Below are 17,878 nucleotides of genomic sequence, written 5' to 3'. Positions count from 1 at the left end.
CTCACCTCATTCGCGATAAGGATCTTTAAGATAGCCCTCGACTGCAAAATCTTCCCCGAAACGATGCAATTGTATGTGCCTTATAGTGGCCGCCTCGCTCACGCGCCGAAAGCCGCTGCTCGAAGCGAACGGCAGCGCTCCCATTCCCCCCAGGATCTTCGGTGCGTAGTACAAAAACACCTTGTCCACAATCCCCGATTCCAGCGCCGACCAGTTCACCAGCGAGCCCCCCTCGACTAGCAGGCTGGTGATCTCCATCTCGCCCAGCCGCTTCAGGATCACGCGCAGATCTGGCCGTCCATCGCGAATGCCCAGCGGCGTTTGCTCCACCCGCACACCGCGTGCCAGCAGTTCCTCGCGCCGCTTTTCATCGACGAAGGAACAAAAGACCAAAACATCTCTGCCTTCCGCCGCCGTCTTTACGATTCGCGACTCTACAGGCAGCCGCAGCCGCGAGTCGAGCACAATCCGTAACAGCGGCCGTCGCCGCGGACGTCCCGTGCGATCGGTGAGCAATGGATCGTCGGCCACCACCGTGCCAACCCCAGATAGAATGGCGTCGCTGGCATGACGCAGTTCTTGCACGTGAGCGCGGGCTTCTTCGCTGGTAATCCAGCCGCTAGCCGCTCCCGCTGCTCCCAAAGCGGAAACCACCCCTGATTCTCCCGGTGGTGGCGCGATTTTCCCATCCAGAGTCATGCCTGCCTTGAGCGTCACCAGTGGCGTGCCAGTTCGGATATATTTCGCGAACCACTCATTCAGCGCGCGCGCCTCCGTCTCGCACAAACCGACTTCAACCGCAATCCCGGCTGCGCGCAGCCCTTCGAAACCACGGCCACTGACTTCAGGGTTGGGATCCTGCATGGCGGCTACTACGCGAATGATTCCGGCGTGGATAATTGCTTCCACACACGGGCGAGTGCGCCCCACATGGCTGCAGGGCTCGAAGTTGACATAAAGCGACGCCCCGCGCGCCTGCGCGCCCGCCTGCTCAATCGCCAGCACCTCGGCGTGCTTTGTTCCGTCGTAGGTGTGGGAACCCCTGCCTACGACATCTCCCGCGGAACTCACTATCACAGCCCCAACACACGGGTTCGGCGAGGTCAAAGCGATTCCCTGGCGAGCCAATGCCAGGGCCCGCTGCATGAAATACAGGTCCTGTTGCGTGAAGCTCACGTCCCGCACTTCAATCTCAGTCTTGCTCATCATCCCTTGCTGCTTTTTGGAGGTGGCCGCTACCGTTTCAAACGTACAATTTCGATCTGGCATTCAATAGGGTCAAACGTTGCCAGTGCCAGACTCTACTATCCAATTGTCATCCCAATTGTCATCCCGAGCGAAGAAGATCGTTTGGGATGCGAACGGCTTTCGCAGTCGAGGGACCTGCTTCTCCGCCGTTCTGCGTAAATCGAGTCCGGCCAATACGTCTCACTCGAACAGCGAATCTACAAATTCCTCAGCATCGAAAGGAAGCAGGTCGGCGGCTTTCTCCCCCACTCCCACGTAACGGACGGGCAATCCCAATTCATTCGAAATGGCCACGCAGATGCCGCCTTTCGCGGTTCCGTCGAGTTTTGTTAGCACAATCCCAGTAACCCCGGCAGACTCCGTGAATAGCTTGGCCTGTTGCAGTCCATTCTGACCAGTCGTCGCATCCACTACCAGCAGGACCTCATGAGGCGCGCCTGTGATAATCCGCTGGGCAGTCCGCCGCATCTTTTCCAGTTCCGTCATGAGACTCGATTTGGTGTGTAACCGGCCCGCCGTATCCACGATCACGTAGTCAATATGGCGTGCTTTAGCGGCTTGGAGAGCGTCAAATAGCACCGCCGCCGGATCGCCACCGGCTTTCGTTTTGATCACTTCATTTCCCGTGCGATCGCCCCAGACTTCCAATTGTTCAATAGCAGCGGCACGGAATGTATCTGCCGCACACAGCAACACAGTTTTCCCGTCCCCACGAAACACATGCGCCAGCTTCCCGATCGTCGTGGTTTTTCCCGTGCCATTTACACCCACCACCAGGATCACCTCGGGTTCGCCATCCACAGCCGCTACCGGATCGACGTGCGCTCGCTGCAATACATTCAGAACTTCGGTTTTCAACAAACGTTTCAGCTCGGCCGCATCTGCAATCTGTTTGCGGTCCGCCTTCTCCCGCAGATTCGCAATGAGCTGAGCTGTGGTTTTGTGGCCGAGATCGGCCCCGATCAGCGTCGCTTCCAGGTCGTCCAGCGTGTCGCGGTCGATCTCCTTGCCAACCGTGACCACTTCTTCAATGCGCTCGCTCAGGTTCTCCCGGGTTCGCGAGACCGCCTGCTTCATGCGCTCGAATAAACCGGGTTTCTTGGGCGCCTCTTCCGTACTGCCAAAAAGGGTCTGGATCATAAAGCCAACCTGGCCCACAAACTGCAAAGTGTTAATGCGGAATTGTCTTGAACGGGTGTGGCTTCCAGCCGCTCTCTAAGCCAACCCCTCTAGTCCTCAACAGCCGTGCGAAGCCGGCAACAACGACGAGCGCCAGCTCGTGATGGCAAAAATCAATTATATCGGGAGGGCGGTCAGACCAGAGGAAGCGTCACAATGGTTGGAGGTGAAAGCAGTCTGCTACACCACGCTCGCGCCCGCCGCGGCTCCTTCTGCCACTGCTGGTGCTAAGGGTTGCGGAAGTTCTTGGGAGACTGTTGCCGCACGCCGGACGCGCACTTCGCCACGTTCAAACAGCTTGGCCAATGCTTCCACACAGGACACATCAAAGCGCGTCTTGGAAAGCGTCTTGATGATACGCACCGCATACTCTGGATCAAATGCCGCTTGATAGGGACGGTTGGTAGTCATGGCATCGAAGGTGTCAGCCACCGCGATAATGCGCGCCGCCAATGGAATCTGCTCCCCTTTCAGGCCGTACGGATAGCCCTTGCCGTCCAGCGACTCGTGGTGCAGCTCGATTCCGGGGATCATCTCTGCCAGCAGCTTCACCGGCCGCAGGATGTTGGCTCCCCGCACCGTGTGCGATTTCATCACATCGTATTCTTCCGGAGTCAGTGCACCCGGTTTCTTCAGAATACGATCTTCGATTCCAATCTTTCCCACATCGTGCAGCTGGGCGGCGATGCGTACCTTCTCGATTTCCTCAGCCGAAAGCCCCAGCTCTTTGGCAATCAGCACCGAGAAGCGTGTGACCCGGTCAGAGTGGCCGCGCGTGTACGGATCCTTTTCGTCGACCGCGCCCGCCAGCATCTGAATGGAGCCCAGAAACAGCTCACGGTTTTCCTCGGCGGCTTTCTTCAGATCTCGGATCAGCCGCTCCAGATCATCGCTCATGCTGTTGAAGGTCTGAGCCAATTCCCCAATCTCGGTGCGGCTCATCAGATTGACGCGCTGGCTGAAGTCGCCGCGAGCAATCGCCCGGCTCGATTCCGTCAGCACTCGCAATGGAGTGGTCAGCCGCCGCGTCGCCACGATGCCTACCAGGCAAGCCAATAGCACCGACGCCAGCGCCAGCCAGCGCGCCGTGCGCTGCATTTCGTACACTCCACGATAAGCATCATCCTGGGGTTTCTGCGCGATCACCGCCCATTCCATCGTGGGCACGGGACTGTATGTCCCCAGCATCTCGGTGCTGTGGCCGTTCTCGTTGATGGCGAAATGATAGTTAGCTGACCAGCGTGCCTTGCCCGCCGAGTCCACGAAACTCTTCACGATGTCGAAGCGGGTCATATCCTGTCCGGTGGCAAAATGAGTTGAATCCGGCGCGGCCACCAACCGTCCCTGCTGGTCCACCACGTAGGTCAGCATGTTGGCGGTGCTGACATCGTTCAGGTTGCGAATCGCAAATCCCAGATCCACTGCCGCTCCCAGCATCCCGTTGAAGCGCCCGTCCGCGACCAGAGGCGTGCTCACCAGCACCACCACATGCCGGTTCTTCCCCGACCCCAATGAAAGCGCTTGCCCCTTGTACGCGCGCCCATCGCGCGCGGCCGTAAAGGCGCGCTCCATCTCATGCTGCAGAAATTCGTCGGGAGAAATACGCCCAACCGCCTGCCCTTTGGCGTCGCTGTTCAGCAGAGTGACATAAGCCAGATCACTGGAAGAGGAAACGAATCGCTCCAGCAAGGCTCGCAGTTCGGGGGCATTCACGCTCTCCCCGCCGACATTGCCTCCACTGGTGATCTGGATCGCGGAGGACAGATTGCTCAACATGGCATCCTGGCTGTTGAGCTTTTGAGCGATTTCATTGCCCAGGGACAGGGTAATCCGGGTCTGCAGCAGCCTTTCATTGGAGATAAGCCGTTCCCGGTTAATGCCAACCACTTCGTGGGAATAGAAGTACATCGGCACCACGCTGATTGCGATCAGCACGCCTACGATCAGGTAGAGAATCGGTATGCGAACTGTCGCCAGCCGGCTGGCCAGCGTCTGTTGTCCCCTCGAAGGAGCGTCCAATTTCTGTCCTTGCCCGCTCCCGGGGAACTGCGTAGACGCAGGGGAGCAGATTGCGCGATTTTATCCCGAAGTCTCGGGGAGGGTGGCATGCTTTCCGGCTTCTGATTGTTACGGAAGTACTTAGCCTTGATCCGGGAGGGACGGCATTTGCATCACAGCAAGCTGTCCCAGCCGGCCCACCAGGAAATCATCGCTTGCGCGCTATGCTTATTCCGCTGGATCTCCTGGCACCAGCCCGCAGGCACCAAAGGCCGTGCCCCCCGGTGTGAGCCCAATGACGGATTGGAGGAAGTGCCCGCTGGCACCTAAGAGAAGACTGATTGCTGACGGCTGATTGCTTCAGCCCTAGTCCGTGTACGACCCAGGTACCCCGGCCTTACGCGCCTCCTCGCGCATGTCGTCGAGCTTCTGCTTGGTGTCCGCGAGATCCTTCTTCTTCTTTTCCAGATCCGCCTGGTATGCACGCTCATCCTCGAACCACTTCTTGGAGTCGCGCAGTTGCTGTCCGGCATCGGCATAGTACGACGCTACGCGCAGTGAGTGCTCGCGCTCCATCAGGTCTAGCTCTTTCTCCAGGTCGGCGACCGACTTCTTCTGCGCCTCTACCTTGTCTTTCCAGGCCGCCCATTCCTTCTGGTCTTTGTTCTCTTCCTTCTCCTGTTTGCCAGCAGCCTTGTCGCCGGTAGCCTGGGCGTCTGCGTTGCTGTCTGACGACTGGTCGCCACTCGCCGCCGCCGTCGCTACCGAAGGTACAGTCGAGATATTGTCCTGCGTTGGGATGTCGTCGTTCGTAACCACCTTGCCTGTGGCCGGTTTCTTCTGCTTGCGTGTTTCCCTGGCGACATCACCTAGCGACTGCGCTGCCGCCATGCTCCACAAACCGAATACCACCAGGGCTGCAATGACGAGCTGAATTTTTCTTCTCATAATCATTCCTCGACCTTGATCCAGGACGAATTCTACTCCGCTTTCGAACTCACCAAGAGTCCACGAATCAGAAGTCTAAAGTTCAAAGTACCAATGCCAAACCGAGTTGCCAAAAAATAACGACGCAATGGCCATGCTTCCCAGAAATACTCCAAATGGGATCTGATAATAGCGATAAATCATGCGCGCCGATTGCCAGGCCCGCCGCCGCGCTACCGCCGCCTGTTCATGATTGCGTTCCATGCGCCGCCGAGTGCGTTTCAACCACACAAAAAGGATCGTCCACAGTCCAAAAAGCGATCCCACCAGTGATGCCGCAAAGATCGTAGCCACTGTGAGCTTGACACCCAGAAACGCACCCACCATGGCCATCAGCTTTACATCGCCCAGCCCCATACCTTCCACGCCTCGGGCATGCAGGTAGATGACACCTACACCATAGATAAACGATGCTCCCACCGCCGCCCCTAACAGCGAATCCGCTAACGACAACAGCCGCCATGGTGCATGCCATCCCTGCGACAGCCTCAGCATGCTGGGAACGAATCTCATCAGCAAATCATGGACCGGCACTATCAGGCTGAACAGAATCCCAAGCAACAGCCCCGGCAGGGTCAGCGCATCCGGCAGCAGCTTCCATTCCGCATCGATGAAGATCAGCGCAACAACCAAAAAAGAAAACACGCAGTACTTCAGCGTTCCCAGGCTCAAACCAAATTGCGCGTAGCAAGCCAGCCACAGCAAGCCCAGCAGCAGTTCCACGGCTGGATAGCGTGGCGAAATGGGCGTGCGGCACTGCCGGCAGCGGCCTCGCAATATCAGCCAGCTGGCCAGCGGGATGTTGTCATAGGCTCGGATCGCGCTCTTGCATTTCGGACAGGCTGACCCCGGAAATACGATCGACTCCCGCCGCGGGATCCGGTGAATACAGACGTTCAGAAAACTTCCGAACGCCAATCCAAAGAGAAAGATCGCTAGCCCGAAGAACACACCCATTCCTGCCTATCCTGGTTTCTCTGGAGACCCCAGAATTATATGTCGGTTATTGGCGGCTTCATTATGCCTGCCAACGCTCCCGGGATCACGGCGGTACATGATCTTGCGTGCCAAACCGAGTCCGTTCAAATCCTCATTTGAGCGACCAGCCTTTGCCCGCTTACAATTCCGCACGCTCGATTACAATTTGCCACGGGGGTAGCACGGTGCCCAAGTTCCTGATTGCCTTCCTGCTGTTATTGCTGGCACTTCTGCCAGCGTGCACTTCCGAGCCCAGCAAGCCTGCCGAGCATCCTGCGGCGCCTAAAGCTCCTGCGCAGCCAACGCTCTACAGCGGCCGTGAAGCCATCACCAAGATGTATATCGCGGCGCGTAACTGGGCGCCTGACTGCAAGCCGTTTCGCCTGGAATCCCAGCCCACCAAAGAAGCCAATGGACAGGACGGCAAATCCGGCATCTGGCGCGCGGGCTTTGCTTCCGCCAACCGTCGCGCCCTGAAAACCTTCGTTTGGTCAGGCATCAAATCGGAAGATGCTCCCGAACCAGGAATCACCTTCAGCAGCGAAGACAGCTACAATCCTTCCAACGCTTCCACACAGATCTTCGATATCGCGTTCCTCAAGACCGACTCCGATGCGGTAGCTAAGACTGCTGACCAGCACGGCGGAGACAAGCTGCTAAAGAAAGAACCCACCTCCAACGTGAATTATGTGGTGGATTGGAACCACGCCGAGAACAAGCTTCTATGGCACGTGATTTACGGTCCCAACAGGAATGAACCCAAACTGAAGATTGCGGTGGACGCCTCTACCGGGGAGTTCCTGCGAGCGGAGAAGTAGACGAAGGCTGATTCAATTCGCTGGAATTGACAGGCGGAGCCGGCAGCCTCTTCAGCGCCTCCTTGGCCTTTGGCGCGAGTTCCCCGCTGGGGAGGATCTTCAAGTAGGTCTGATAATTCTTTCGTGCTTCTTCGTTTTTGCCGAGCTTCTCCAGCGCCTGGGCCAGTCGGAACGTAGCTAGCGCATCGTTCGGCTTCCACTCCAGCGCCTCCCGGTAGCGGCTTTCCGCGGCGTGATAATTCTTCTCTTTATAGTAGTAATCGCCTACCTCAATATCCTTCGCGGCGCGATGCGGATCCCACTTCTGCATCTCCTTGACGTCATCCGCACCGGGGCTGCTGTAGCGGTCGGGTATGGGACCCAGATCGCCCTCACCATCCTTGCTGGAGCTTTCATTCGGACCATTCTGTGGACTGGATCGCGGAACCTTCTGCCCCTCCGGCAGTGGAGGCTGTGTCTGCTTCTGTGCTTGGCCCTGATTGCTCCCACCCTGATCACCACCCGCACCGTCCTGCTGACCTTCCTTGTCCTTTCCCCAGCATCCCTGCTTGATCACCGCATTGATGCAGCCGCTCGACATCTGGTCGTGCAGATGCCGCTTCGCCCGCTTCATGGCGCCCGGCTTTTGGTCGGAATCCTGCTGGTCGTCAGCCGGTGCAGCGGGAGGATTCTGTTGCTGGGTGTTCGCTGCAGGAGGAGGACTGCTAGGCTGGGGCGCGTCGGGCAGGTCACTTCCCTGCTGTTGCGCAACCAATGAAACCGGCGCGCTAAGAACCAGGAACACCATTAGACACAACGGCCACGAGGGGCGGCACATACTCAGCTAATTCTATCCGATTATGGCTGTCCGGGTTGTGATCACAAGCCGCCATCTGGGCTGTCATCACGAGGCGGCGAAGCCGCCGAAGGATCTGCAGCGGGGTGTGTATCGCCTGATTGTTTCTGCTGACAGCTGATTGCTCGCTTACAACCTCTCAGACGATCTGCGGCGTCGCCGGAGCAGCCGAAAAGGCGTAGTCGATGGCGTCGGCCTGCTTCCTCTGATTCGACTGTGAGTCCAGCAGAATCTTCATGAAGTCTTCCCGGCTCAGCGCGCCCGACTCGCGAAACACTTGCAGCAGACGCTCCAGCACCTGAGCTGCGCGGAAATTCTCCGCCCCCGGCATGTAATAGCTGGTATCTCCGTTAACAGGCTTGGCTGGTGCCACCGCCACTATAGGCTTCAGTATTTCGACATCCTGATCGACATTGGGCTTCAGTGACTGATTTGCGAGACGAGCCAAGAATTTGTCGAGTGCCTGCCTGTGCTCTGGCTGCATGCTCGTGAACTCTATCCCCATCCCTAGACACGCATGCGAAGTACGCACAACCCCGCGCCCCTTCACATCGGAGCCGCGGTCGCGAAAAATAAACTCCACCCGCGAATCGACCACCAGCGGCGTCCGCGTGACCACGTAGCAGCCGCTCGTGCTCACGTCGTTCATCTGGCAATACATGGGACTGCCACCGCCTTCGCGGCAGACCTGGACAACCACTTCGCAACTGAAACGATCGTGCCGCCGACGCAGTTTCTTGCCACTCTTCGAGTCAGCTTCTCCGCGGCTCGGTAGCTGGCTAGTCTCCAGAGAACCATCTTCCGCCGTCCGGAAGAAATCAGTGGACGCCTCCGGCACCGATACGCTCCAACCGAACTTAGCCGGCTCCAGCGCGCGGATCGCCAGCCTGCCTGCTTTCGGCGTGTTCTTCTCTCCCACCCAGATAACTTTGAATCGGCCCTTCTTCTGGCCACACTGCACGGTCACAATCCCGCCAGACCGCGGCGCGTATCGCATGCCTTCAAGCATCGCGCCCGACTTGCTGATTTCGACCGTTTGCGCTGCTTGTGCGAACGGCAGACCACTAGCTTCCACTCCAAACACCCACACAGGGATAGAAACGGGAACACGCGGCGCGTAGCGTCGGCCCATAAAAACAAGGCTCCTCTCGAAAGCACGAAGTCCGATCGCGGGACTGAGAGCGAAAGGCGTAAAACTTCCGCTCCTTCCTTCTCACTTCACCCGATCACACTTCTGACTTTTCTTTAATCCTCAGACACGAGAGTAACCGCCGCTTCCTGGAATCAGCAAATTACGTTTGTAATCAATAGGGTGGATCGCTGGTCATTAAAAGATAAAGAGGCCATCTCAGGGATGATGGCCTCTTCCATGGGGGCCTAAACCGACGAAACTATTCGTTCTTGGCTTGCGTCGGCGGCTGGTCACTTATGTTGGTCATCAGCCGTACATCGACGCGGCGGTTCTCCGCCCGTCCTTTTGCGGTCTTATTGTCGCTCGCGGGCTTATCCTCACCCAAGCCAATCAGAAAGATCTTATGAGCAGGAACGTCGTACTTGGAGGCCATGTACTGCACCACCGCATCCGCACGCCGCTGGCTGAGCTGATAATTGTAGTCTGCCGGCCCGACCGAATCGGTATTGCCGTCAATTACCAGAATGTAATTCTTCGCACTTCCCATCTCGCCGGCCAGCTGATCTAGCGCTTCCTTCGCCTTCGACGTCAAGTTCGACTTGTCGAACCCGAAGTGCACCGCCGTCTCTGCCACGGGGCGGTAGTTGTCCAGATTCGCCACCGTGTTGGCCAGCGAATTCACGCGGTTTGAGGCTTGATTCGCTGCCGTCTGTGCCTGATCCGCAGCTTGCCCAGCTGCCAGCGCCTTCTGATCGGCCGCCGCCGCTCGCGTCTGCACGTCCTTGATGCCTGCCTGGGAACGCGCATCAACATCCTTTATCGCATTCGTATTCTTAGCCGTCAGGTCATCCAGCTCGTTGACCTTGTTGATCGTGGGCTGCACTTCCTGCCGCACATACTTCTTACTCGTGCAGCCTACCGTCGCGCTGACGCTCAGCGCGGCTACGACTGCTATCACAGAAACTCGGTTCATGGGCGCAAACTCCTTCAGTTCTCTTGCCAACGGTTATTCTCGATTCCTTTAGTTGTAAATCCCGGGCCCTTTAGGTTGCTTGATGACTACCAAGTACCCCTCCTAGCAAATAGCACGCCATCTGCCAGCTGCACTCGTTCACGTATCCCTTCACAACCGACCATAAATCAGCGACTTAGAAGCCAGCAACGATTCGCCTCCCTCCTCTGGCATTGTTTCGGCCAGGCACATCTGTAACTTGAGCGTAAAATTTTTACGCAGCAAGTGTTTTGCTAACATGAACATATCCGGATGCTCCATCTGCCGTTCTGGCCTGCCGCTGGAAGCCCCAGAAGGCAGTTTTCCATAATTCGCTGCATGGATCTCTTCGCCAAAATTCGCACCCTGCCTACCGCTCCCGGCGTGTACCTATACAAAAATGCCGCCGGTGAAGTGATCTACGTGGGCAAGGCCAAAAGCCTGCGGGCCCGGGTGCGCAACTACTTTACCGACGAAGCTGTTGCCGACTCCAAAACCGGCAGCCTCATGCGCGACGCCGTTGACATCGAGTACATCGTCGTCGCCAACAACAAGGAAGCGCTCGCTCTTGAGAACAATCTCATCAAGCAGAAGAAACCTCGTTACAACATCCTTCTGCGTGACGACAAAACCTTCCCCTACATCAAATTCACGCTCGCCGAGCGCTACCCCAGGGTCTATGTTACCCGCCGCCTTAAGAAAGATGGGAGTGAATACTACGGTCCCTACTTCCCTGCCAATCTGGCGTACCGTATTGTGGACCTGATCCACCGCCACTTCCTGATTCCGTCCTGCAACATCGATCTCAGCCGCTATCACCCGCGCCCTTGTTTGCAGTTTTACATCGGACGTTGTCTGGGTCCATGTGTGCAAGGTCTCACCACCGACGCGCGCTATCAGGAAGCCGTCCGCGACGTGAAGCTCTTGCTCGAAGGCAAGCAGACCGAGCTCTCGCGCTCGCTCCGCCATCGCATGAATGCCGCCGCCGAAGCCGAGCAGTACGAGCTCGCCGCCAAGTACCGCGACCTGATTTCCACGGTTGAGCAACTGCAGGAAAAGCAGCGCATGGCCGCCGTCGAAGGAGAAGACGCCGACGTCTTCGGATATCACTACGAAAACGGCATGCTGGCCGTAAACTTGTTTCATATGCGCGTCGGCCGTGTTCTCGACCGCCGCGAATTCTTTTGGGACAAAGTGCCCGGCATGGAGACCGGCGAATTTGACCCTGGCGAGTTCTTCTCCACTCTGCTCACCCAGCTCTACATCGATCAGAAATACGTGCCTCGAAATATCTACCTGCCGGTGGACTTCGAAGACCGCGAGGTCCTTCAGGAGCTGTTGAGCGAGACTTATGGTCACAAGATCGAAATTCAAATCCCGCAGCGCGGAGAAAAGCGCTCCTTGATCGACCTGGCTGGAAATAATGCCAAGCAGTCCTACGACCAGCGTTTCCGCGTCATGAAGCCACAGGCCAAGGTGATCCAGCAGGCGTTACAGGATGCGATGACCCTCCCCGAACTGCCCCGCCGCATCGAGTGTTTTGACATCTCGCACATCCAGGGGGCGGAAACCGTAGCTTCGATGGTGGTCTGGGAAGACGGCCAGATGAAGAAGAGCGACTATCGCAAATTCATCATTCGCAGCGTTGACGGGGTGGATGACTTCGCCTCTATGCGCGAGGTCGTAACCCGCCGCTACAAGCGCGTGCAGGACGAGAAGCAGACCATGCCCAGCCTGGTGCTGATCGATGGCGGCATCGGCCAGTTGCACGCGGCCGCGCACGCGCTGGAGTCACTCCAGATTACCAGCCAGCCGCTAGCGGCAATCGCCAAGCGCGAGGAGATTCTCTACATTTACGGGCAGGAGGACGAGCCACTCGCCCTCGATCACCATTCCCCCGTGCTGCACCTCATCCAACAGATCCGCGACGAGGCTCATCGCTTCGCTGTGACCTTCCATCGCAAACGCCGGCAGATTCGCGACCGCGAGAACGAATTGGAAGCCATCCCCGGCATCGGACACACTACCCGCAAGCGGCTGCTCGAACACTTCGGCAGCGTTCGTGCCGTGAAACAGGCCGACGCCGCCGCGCTCTCCGCGGTAGTGAACAAAAACCAGGCCGAAGCCATCCTGAACTACTTCCGGGGCCAAGAGAAGCAGATCGGCTGATCAGACGTCTCTGGGAGGTGTCACCTTGAGCCCGCAGAGCGGGCGAAGGATCTCTGGATTAGCAGTGAATGTCGAGTCGCCAGTCTGAACTTCACCCGATCGTGCTTCTTACTTACCGCTTTCTCTGCTGAATCTGCGACATCAGATGCGTTTTCACGCTCGCTGGGAGGCTCGAATTCATCAGCGCCTCGCGGGCTACCGACGCCGGCAGGCTCTGCGCGATCTCCAGCGCCAGCGCTGCAGGCGTCCTGACATTTTTGAGCAACGCTATCCGTACCTCGGTACGCAGCGACCACTTCGGATGCTTGCCCACGGCGTTGACAAATTGCGCGCTCACATCACTTCGCATCAGCGCGCGAACCACTCCGACCTCGGTCAGGTAAGGATTGGTTAGCGCAGCTTCCGAAATCCGCGGATCCTTATCGCTCAGCAACGCAGCCGCTATGCGTGTCGATCCACGGCGCGCCAGCGTAATCCGCTCCCCGGAAGTCACAGTCTCCAGGCGCGCGATGAGCGCGTCTTCCACCGCCATCTTGATATCCTGCGGTGCGAGTGGCGTCAGCGCAACATGCATCAGTTCGAAGGTGTAGAGCGAGCGGATGATCGGAATAGAAACATGTCGCGGAGTCCGCGGATGCGACACCAGCCCCACTACCACCTTCCGCAGCTTGGCCACGTTGCTGTTGCGGGAAAGGTCCTGCAGCACGCCGCCGGGCAGGTCACGCCGCGCGAGCAGCGCCACCGCCAGATCTTCGGTCAAGCCAGGACTTGCAGCCGCCCACCTCAGGTCCTGCTCGGACTGGCTGTGAATCAGCTGCTCCAGGTTGGGAAGCTCTTCCATCATCGAATCATCAGGGTGCCCAATCCTAGCCATCCTTTGGCTAGGGTAGGAGGTCGAGGCGCAGCCTCGACGAGATCCTTACCGCTTATGAGAGATCAGCGCTTCTCGTGTCATCATCCTCGCCATCTCCAGGGCGCCCAGCACCGCGTCGGCAACTGTATCGCCCACCGCCGCCTGCGGCCACTCCAGCAACAGACCCTGCTTAAACGCGCGCCTCACCTGTGGTGAATGCTCAAACACGCCGCCAACCATTCCCACATCGACCGGCTGGACTGAACTCCACAAACGGCCCATCACAACCAAAGCCAGTTGCGCCAGCTCGCCGCCAGCTCGGCTTAGAATTTCCGCCGCGACCGGATCGTTTTGCTCCCCAGCCTGCACCACGTGAGGAAAAAGCTCAGCAAAATTCGGCGGCGGGACTTGGTTGCCAAACCTGACCAATTCAACTGCATCGGGAAGTCTCCAAGTCTGCAGCAGATGATCCAAAAGTGTGGTGCTGTGGCCGGCGTCGAGCGCTCTCACCACACCCGCTACCGCCTGGCGGCCGATCCAATGACCCGATCCCTCATCTGAGATGGCGAAACCCCAACCGCCCGCCCGCGCCGTCTCTCCCCGCGAATTGCGCCCGTACCCGATCGAGCCAGTACCAGCAATCACCACGACGCCGGGCGCGCCCCGTAACGCCGCTTGCATGGCAATCACCATGTCGCCGACCACTTGAATTTCAGCCCGTGGAAGCGCGGTACTGGCCACGCGCCGCACCATCGCGTTCACATCTGGATGGACTGCTCCCGCTACTCCCAGGCATGCCGCAGTGATTTTGAGAGGGCTCACCCCGGCTTGCGTGCACGCTTCCGAGATCACCTCTTGCAAATTGTTCGCAGCTTCCGTCTCGCCCAGCCGGATCGCGTTGCTTCCCCCAGCACTCGCCCGGGCCAACACAGACATCTCATCACCCACGACACAAGTGGTCGTGGTCCCGCCGCCATCGATCCCCAAATAAAACGCCATGCCTGCGGCTAGTTCTATCATAGGTGCAACCGCAGTCAGGAGTGCTGGAGGTCCATGTCCATGCTTGGCGCAAATTTCGAGGGAATGCGCAGGATAGGCGATCTCCCCGGTCCTCGGCGAATCGGCAGCACGAGGTAGGAGCGCACGTCTCGTCCGTTCAGGTTGAACGCAGCTCGACAGCCGGATGACCGGTCGTCAGAATTGAAGGCGGAGGCCCCTCGTCCGCCAGAGGGGCCTCGCAGTCAAATTAGCGGTTAATTTTGCGGCGAACAAGACCAGCCAGGCTGACCAGGCCGGAACCCAGAAGCAGCATCGACGAAGGCTCCGGAACCGTGATGGTCGCCGAGCGGACCAGATAGTCGTTGTTCGTATTTGTCGATCCGGCCTCCCAAGCCTGCGCTATGAAAAACAGGTATTTGTCATTATTGAAGCCGGTAAGCGTCAAATCCGGCTCAAAGGCAGCCCCAGACATGGTGCAAAAAGAGCCGGGGCCTACGAGTCCCGTGGCGAATGAACAGATTTGAACTGCGCCCGTGCCGTCAGCGCTATTACCGGCGTACAGTATGCCCTGCTCATAGAGTAGAGGGTCTGTCTGGTTGTTCTTGTCGAGTGAAGACACTCCCACAGACACCCAACTCGAGCCCGTCGGCAGCGTCAACCTAATAACCTCAGACACTGCATTTCCATTTTGGTTTAACTCATTGACATCGCCTCCGCCGGTAGTGCAGGCAGGAACCCCTTCGCTGCAAACGCCCAAACCATGGTCAGCAGGATTGTCGTTCCGCCCCCACAGAAGCGCAGAGGTAGTGAGAGGGATTGCACCGTTGGCGAAGCCATCGATGACGATTCCGCCAATTGTGGTGGTGGAGCTGCCCAGCGAACCGTTGCTGGGTGGTGTGAAGTTAACGAATGTATCGGCCTGGGCCCCAATTGCAACAAGCAGGAGCATGCAGGCAAGCACACTTGCAATGCGAACCATAGTTCTCAACCTCCGTGTTTTCCCGAAAATGGGTGATAGTTCTGGCGGACTCCCATACCCGGGGGAGGCTGAGGTCCAGTTCGAGATCAACTAGAGCAATCTAATGCCCAAGTGTTTGGAAAGCATTAAGTCATTGTAAATAAATTAGTTAAATGATTTTTTCATACAGCAAATCTCCGCGGCGGTGCAATATATTTCACTGTGGAGCCAACGGATTACTACTTCTGGGGAACTAGTTAATTTAGGCTAGTAAAGTGGAGATTGCGTGCACCCGGGAGTGGGCAAACTGCCAGCATCCAAAAGGAAGCCGCCCCCCATTTCTGGTTTCGAGCTTAACCTCGAATTGGAAGTGGAAGGTTCCGGGCTGCCTTGTTTGCGACGTGGGCCAATGACGCGGTTTTCAAATTACGACTTACAACTTACCAGCTTACACTTTCCATCTCGTGGGCTCATCCGCGTTACGCTCTTCGGCCGCGAACTCGAAACAGTGCAAAGAAAAAAGGAGCCCCATACGGGACCCCTTTTTGAAAGGTTTGGATCTTTGGCCTTATCTCATTCTGCGGCGAAGACCGCCTGCCAGGCCGAGAAGACCAGTTCCAAGGAGAAGCATCGTTGCAGGCTCGGGCACAGCTTTGATTTCTCCAGAGGATAACGTGCCGCTGGTGGTGCAGACAGCCACGGCGGGCGAGCAAGTTGCAGTCGCATCAAGTGTAGGGCCCGTCAGGTCTGGTGTGAAATCGGCCGGGCTGTAATCGCCACCAACCTTAAACAACGCGGCAAATGCAATGCCAGTTTCGCCGGTTACGTGGAAAACTCCCGGGCCATCAAATTGCGGGGTCGAGGTGTTGTCCTTAACGATGGGAAACGCCCACCAGCCTGTCAGGGTTGACGCTCCCAGCGTGAATGTGGTGTTGAGTTGGTTTCCCGGCACAAACGGCATCGTGAAATTCCCACCCCCGATGGATGTCAGGTGGGGCGTTCCAGCAACCGAGAACTGATAGGTCAATGCGGTGCTGGTGGCGCCAACGACAAGGAACCCAGCGCCTGCCAGGGTATCGCTTGTGATGTTCAGGCCGCCAGATCCATCTGATGCGAAATTGATTGTTCCGCTTGTGGAGAGTGATAGCGAAATTCCATCTGCAGCGGCTGGAACGGCACTCAAAGTAGCCAGTACGGCTAGGCCGATAAAAACCAACATCTTGCGGTACATCACTTACGCCTCCTCTTTCATTTGTTGGGGGTTGTGGGTTAACTTCTGTGGATAGGGGCGTACATATCGTGTTGAACAGTTGAGCAAGTGACGGGCCAGCTTGCTTGGAAATAACCCCGCTTGTGAGTCAACAAGTTGGCTATTGGTGCTCGTAAAACACTACGCCCAGGAGCGCAGAAAATTGCACATCGGAGGGAACCGTTTGGGCACCTCGGGACGCACTCTTTAGGGCCCATGCTCGTGATCGTTGAGTCGGTAAGGCAGAATTACTCGGCAACGTAAACTTGAGGGGAGTATGCAAGTGAGGGAAATGCCGGGTTGACTCCGGTTTAGATCAGGTCCTCCTTATTCCGGTTTTCCATCTCGCGGGCTCATCCGCGTTACGCTCTTCGGCCGCGAACTCGGCAACCCGCATTCCCGGATCTTGTACAGCAGCGCCCGATAGCTGATACCCAGGCCGCGCGCCGCTTTCTTGCGATTCCAGTTGTTCGCCTCCAGCACGCGCAGGATCACCTTGCGCTCGAGTTCCCGCGTTGCCTTGCGCGTAATTTTCTTCAGCGAAACCGGACCATCGATGGGGATGTCCGCATCCCAGGTCTCCTGCTTGCGGGCCATCATCTCGCCGGTGATCGCGTCCTCGCTTCCGAGAATCACGTATCGCCGAATCAGATTCTCCAACTCACGAATATTTCCCGGCCAGTGGTAACGCTGCATCTCTTCCACTAAACCGGGCGAAATTGGTTTGGCGCGGCAGTTGTATTTTTCGTTGTAGATTTCCAGGAAGTAATTGACCAGGATCGGCACGTCCGCCGCCCGCTCCCGCAATGGCGGCACCTGAATGTTCACTACGTTGATGCGATAGAAAAGATCCTGGCGGAAATTCCCCGCTTCGATCTCGTGTTCCAGGTGACGGTTGGTGGCGCACACCACCCGTGCTTCCACCCGCTTGTCATCCTGCGCACCGATCCGACAGAACTGGCCGTCCTGCAACAACTGCAGCAACTTGGATTGCAAGCTGGAGTCCAGTTCGGAAATTTCATCGAGAAATAGAGTGCCGCGATGTGCCAGCTCCACCCGGCCCGGCTTGGAACCGATAGCCCCGGTGAATGCCCCCTTTTCATAACCGAACAGCTCGCTTTCCAGAAGCGTACCCGGGATAGCCGGACAGTTCACCTTGACAAAAGGTCCTGACTCCCAGGGTGACAGTTTATGGACCAGGCGGGCAATGATGTCCTTGCCCGTACCGCTTTCTCCCTGGATCAGCACTGGAACGTTGGCGGTGGCGATCTTTTCAATGCGTTGACGCACGGCCTGCATCGGGTGAGAGCGGCCGAAGATCACTAATTCTGGCGGGAGCGAGCCTAGCGCACGGCTCAGGCTCGAATTGGCTGCGGCTGGTGCTGCCATTCCTAGATTTCCCAGGAGACTGGATTTCGGGGGAAACGCTGGAGTTCGTTGCATCCGAAGCACCAAAGATTGCACACCCTATGAGAGGCTGTAAA

The 17,878-nt window shown here is 57.6% G+C and carries 15 protein-coding genes; 2 read left to right on the top strand and 13 right to left on the bottom strand.

Going from position 1 to position 17,878, the window contains the following annotated elements; genetic code table 11:
* Nucleotides 1-6: 6 nt before the first annotated feature.
* From ribD to VEG30_03600, 5 genes are all read right to left on the bottom strand, one after another.
* Nucleotides 7-1,209: a bifunctional diaminohydroxyphosphoribosylaminopyrimidine deaminase/5-amino-6-(5-phosphoribosylamino)uracil reductase RibD gene (ribD, locus tag VEG30_03620; GenBank protein HXZ78992.1), complete on the bottom strand. Its 1,203-nt coding sequence runs from the start codon at nucleotides 1,207-1,209 to the stop codon at nucleotides 7-9.
* Between the two features lie 219 nt (nucleotides 1,210-1,428).
* Complete coding sequence (gene ftsY / locus VEG30_03615; protein HXZ78991.1) at nucleotides 1,429-2,388, bottom strand: signal recognition particle-docking protein FtsY; 960 nt, start codon at nucleotides 2,386-2,388, stop codon at nucleotides 1,429-1,431.
* A 219-nt stretch (nucleotides 2,389-2,607) separates the two neighbouring features.
* Nucleotides 2,608-4,446, bottom strand: coding sequence for an HD domain-containing phosphohydrolase (locus tag VEG30_03610; protein ID HXZ78990.1), 1,839 nt, complete (start codon nucleotides 4,444-4,446; stop codon nucleotides 2,608-2,610).
* A gap of 345 nt (nucleotides 4,447-4,791) precedes the next feature.
* On the bottom strand, nucleotides 4,792-5,373 hold the full coding sequence (locus tag VEG30_03605) for a hypothetical protein (GenBank protein ID HXZ78989.1): 582 nt from the start codon (nucleotides 5,371-5,373) through the stop codon (nucleotides 4,792-4,794).
* Between the two features lie 75 nt (nucleotides 5,374-5,448).
* On the bottom strand, nucleotides 5,449-6,369 hold the full coding sequence (locus tag VEG30_03600) for a prepilin peptidase (GenBank protein ID HXZ78988.1): 921 nt from the start codon (nucleotides 6,367-6,369) through the stop codon (nucleotides 5,449-5,451).
* 206 nt (nucleotides 6,370-6,575) lie between these two features.
* Here VEG30_03600 and VEG30_03595 point away from each other — a divergent pair, with 206 nt between their 5' ends.
* Nucleotides 6,576-7,208 carry a hypothetical protein gene (locus tag VEG30_03595; protein ID HXZ78987.1) on the top strand — a complete coding sequence of 211 codons (633 nt, stop codon included), beginning with the start codon at nucleotides 6,576-6,578 and terminating at the stop codon, nucleotides 7,206-7,208.
* Here VEG30_03595 and VEG30_03590 read toward each other — a convergent pair.
* From VEG30_03590 to VEG30_03580, 3 genes are all read right to left on the bottom strand, one after another.
* The gene (locus VEG30_03590) at nucleotides 7,177-7,995 is read right to left on the bottom strand and encodes a tetratricopeptide repeat protein (GenBank protein HXZ78986.1); all 819 of its coding nucleotides are present in this window, start codon (nucleotides 7,993-7,995) and stop codon (nucleotides 7,177-7,179) included. The genes VEG30_03595 and VEG30_03590 overlap by 32 nt on opposite strands.
* A gap of 187 nt (nucleotides 7,996-8,182) precedes the next feature.
* Complete coding sequence (locus VEG30_03585) at nucleotides 8,183-9,175, bottom strand: PilZ domain-containing protein (GenBank protein HXZ78985.1); 993 nt, start codon at nucleotides 9,173-9,175, stop codon at nucleotides 8,183-8,185.
* Nucleotides 9,176-9,434: 259 nt separating this feature from the next.
* Nucleotides 9,435-10,148 (bottom strand): OmpA family protein, encoded by a 714-nt coding sequence (locus tag VEG30_03580; protein ID HXZ78984.1) that lies wholly within the window; start codon nucleotides 10,146-10,148, stop codon nucleotides 9,435-9,437.
* Nucleotides 10,149-10,505: 357 nt separating this feature from the next.
* On the opposite strand from VEG30_03580, the gene uvrC reads away from it, so the two are divergent.
* On the top strand, nucleotides 10,506-12,335 hold the full coding sequence (uvrC, locus tag VEG30_03575; protein HXZ78983.1) for an excinuclease ABC subunit UvrC: 1,830 nt from the start codon (nucleotides 10,506-10,508) through the stop codon (nucleotides 12,333-12,335).
* Nucleotides 12,336-12,447: 112 nt separating this feature from the next.
* Here the strand turns inward: uvrC and VEG30_03570 are convergent, their stop codons facing one another.
* The 5 genes from VEG30_03570 to VEG30_03550 all read right to left on the bottom strand — a co-directional run bounded on the left by VEG30_03570 (nucleotide 12,448) and on the right by VEG30_03550 (nucleotide 17,783).
* A complete protein-coding gene (locus tag VEG30_03570) occupies nucleotides 12,448-13,179 on the bottom strand; it encodes a hypothetical protein (GenBank protein ID HXZ78982.1) in 732 nt (243 codons plus the stop codon).
* Nucleotides 13,180-13,254: 75 nt separating this feature from the next.
* Nucleotides 13,255-14,208: a BadF/BadG/BcrA/BcrD ATPase family protein gene (locus VEG30_03565; protein ID HXZ78981.1), complete on the bottom strand. Its 954-nt coding sequence runs from the start codon at nucleotides 14,206-14,208 to the stop codon at nucleotides 13,255-13,257.
* 226 nt (nucleotides 14,209-14,434) lie between these two features.
* Entirely contained in the window at nucleotides 14,435-15,166 is a 732-nt protein-coding gene (locus tag VEG30_03560) for a PEP-CTERM sorting domain-containing protein (GenBank protein ID HXZ78980.1), read from the bottom strand.
* 547 nt (nucleotides 15,167-15,713) lie between these two features.
* Nucleotides 15,714-16,376, bottom strand: a complete 663-nt coding sequence (locus tag VEG30_03555) for a PEP-CTERM sorting domain-containing protein (protein HXZ78979.1) — start codon at nucleotides 16,374-16,376, stop codon at nucleotides 15,714-15,716.
* A gap of 345 nt (nucleotides 16,377-16,721) precedes the next feature.
* Nucleotides 16,722-17,783, bottom strand: coding sequence for a sigma-54 dependent transcriptional regulator (locus tag VEG30_03550; protein HXZ78978.1), 1,062 nt, complete (start codon nucleotides 17,781-17,783; stop codon nucleotides 16,722-16,724).
* Between the last annotated feature and the right edge of the window lie 95 nt (nucleotides 17,784-17,878).

Source organism: Terriglobales bacterium, assembly GCA_035624455.1.
Taxonomy (GTDB): domain Bacteria; phylum Acidobacteriota; class Terriglobia; order Terriglobales; family Acidobacteriaceae; genus DASPRM01.
The sequence above is the reverse complement of the archived record's forward strand: the minus strand, read 5'-3'. Positions and strand labels throughout refer to the sequence as shown.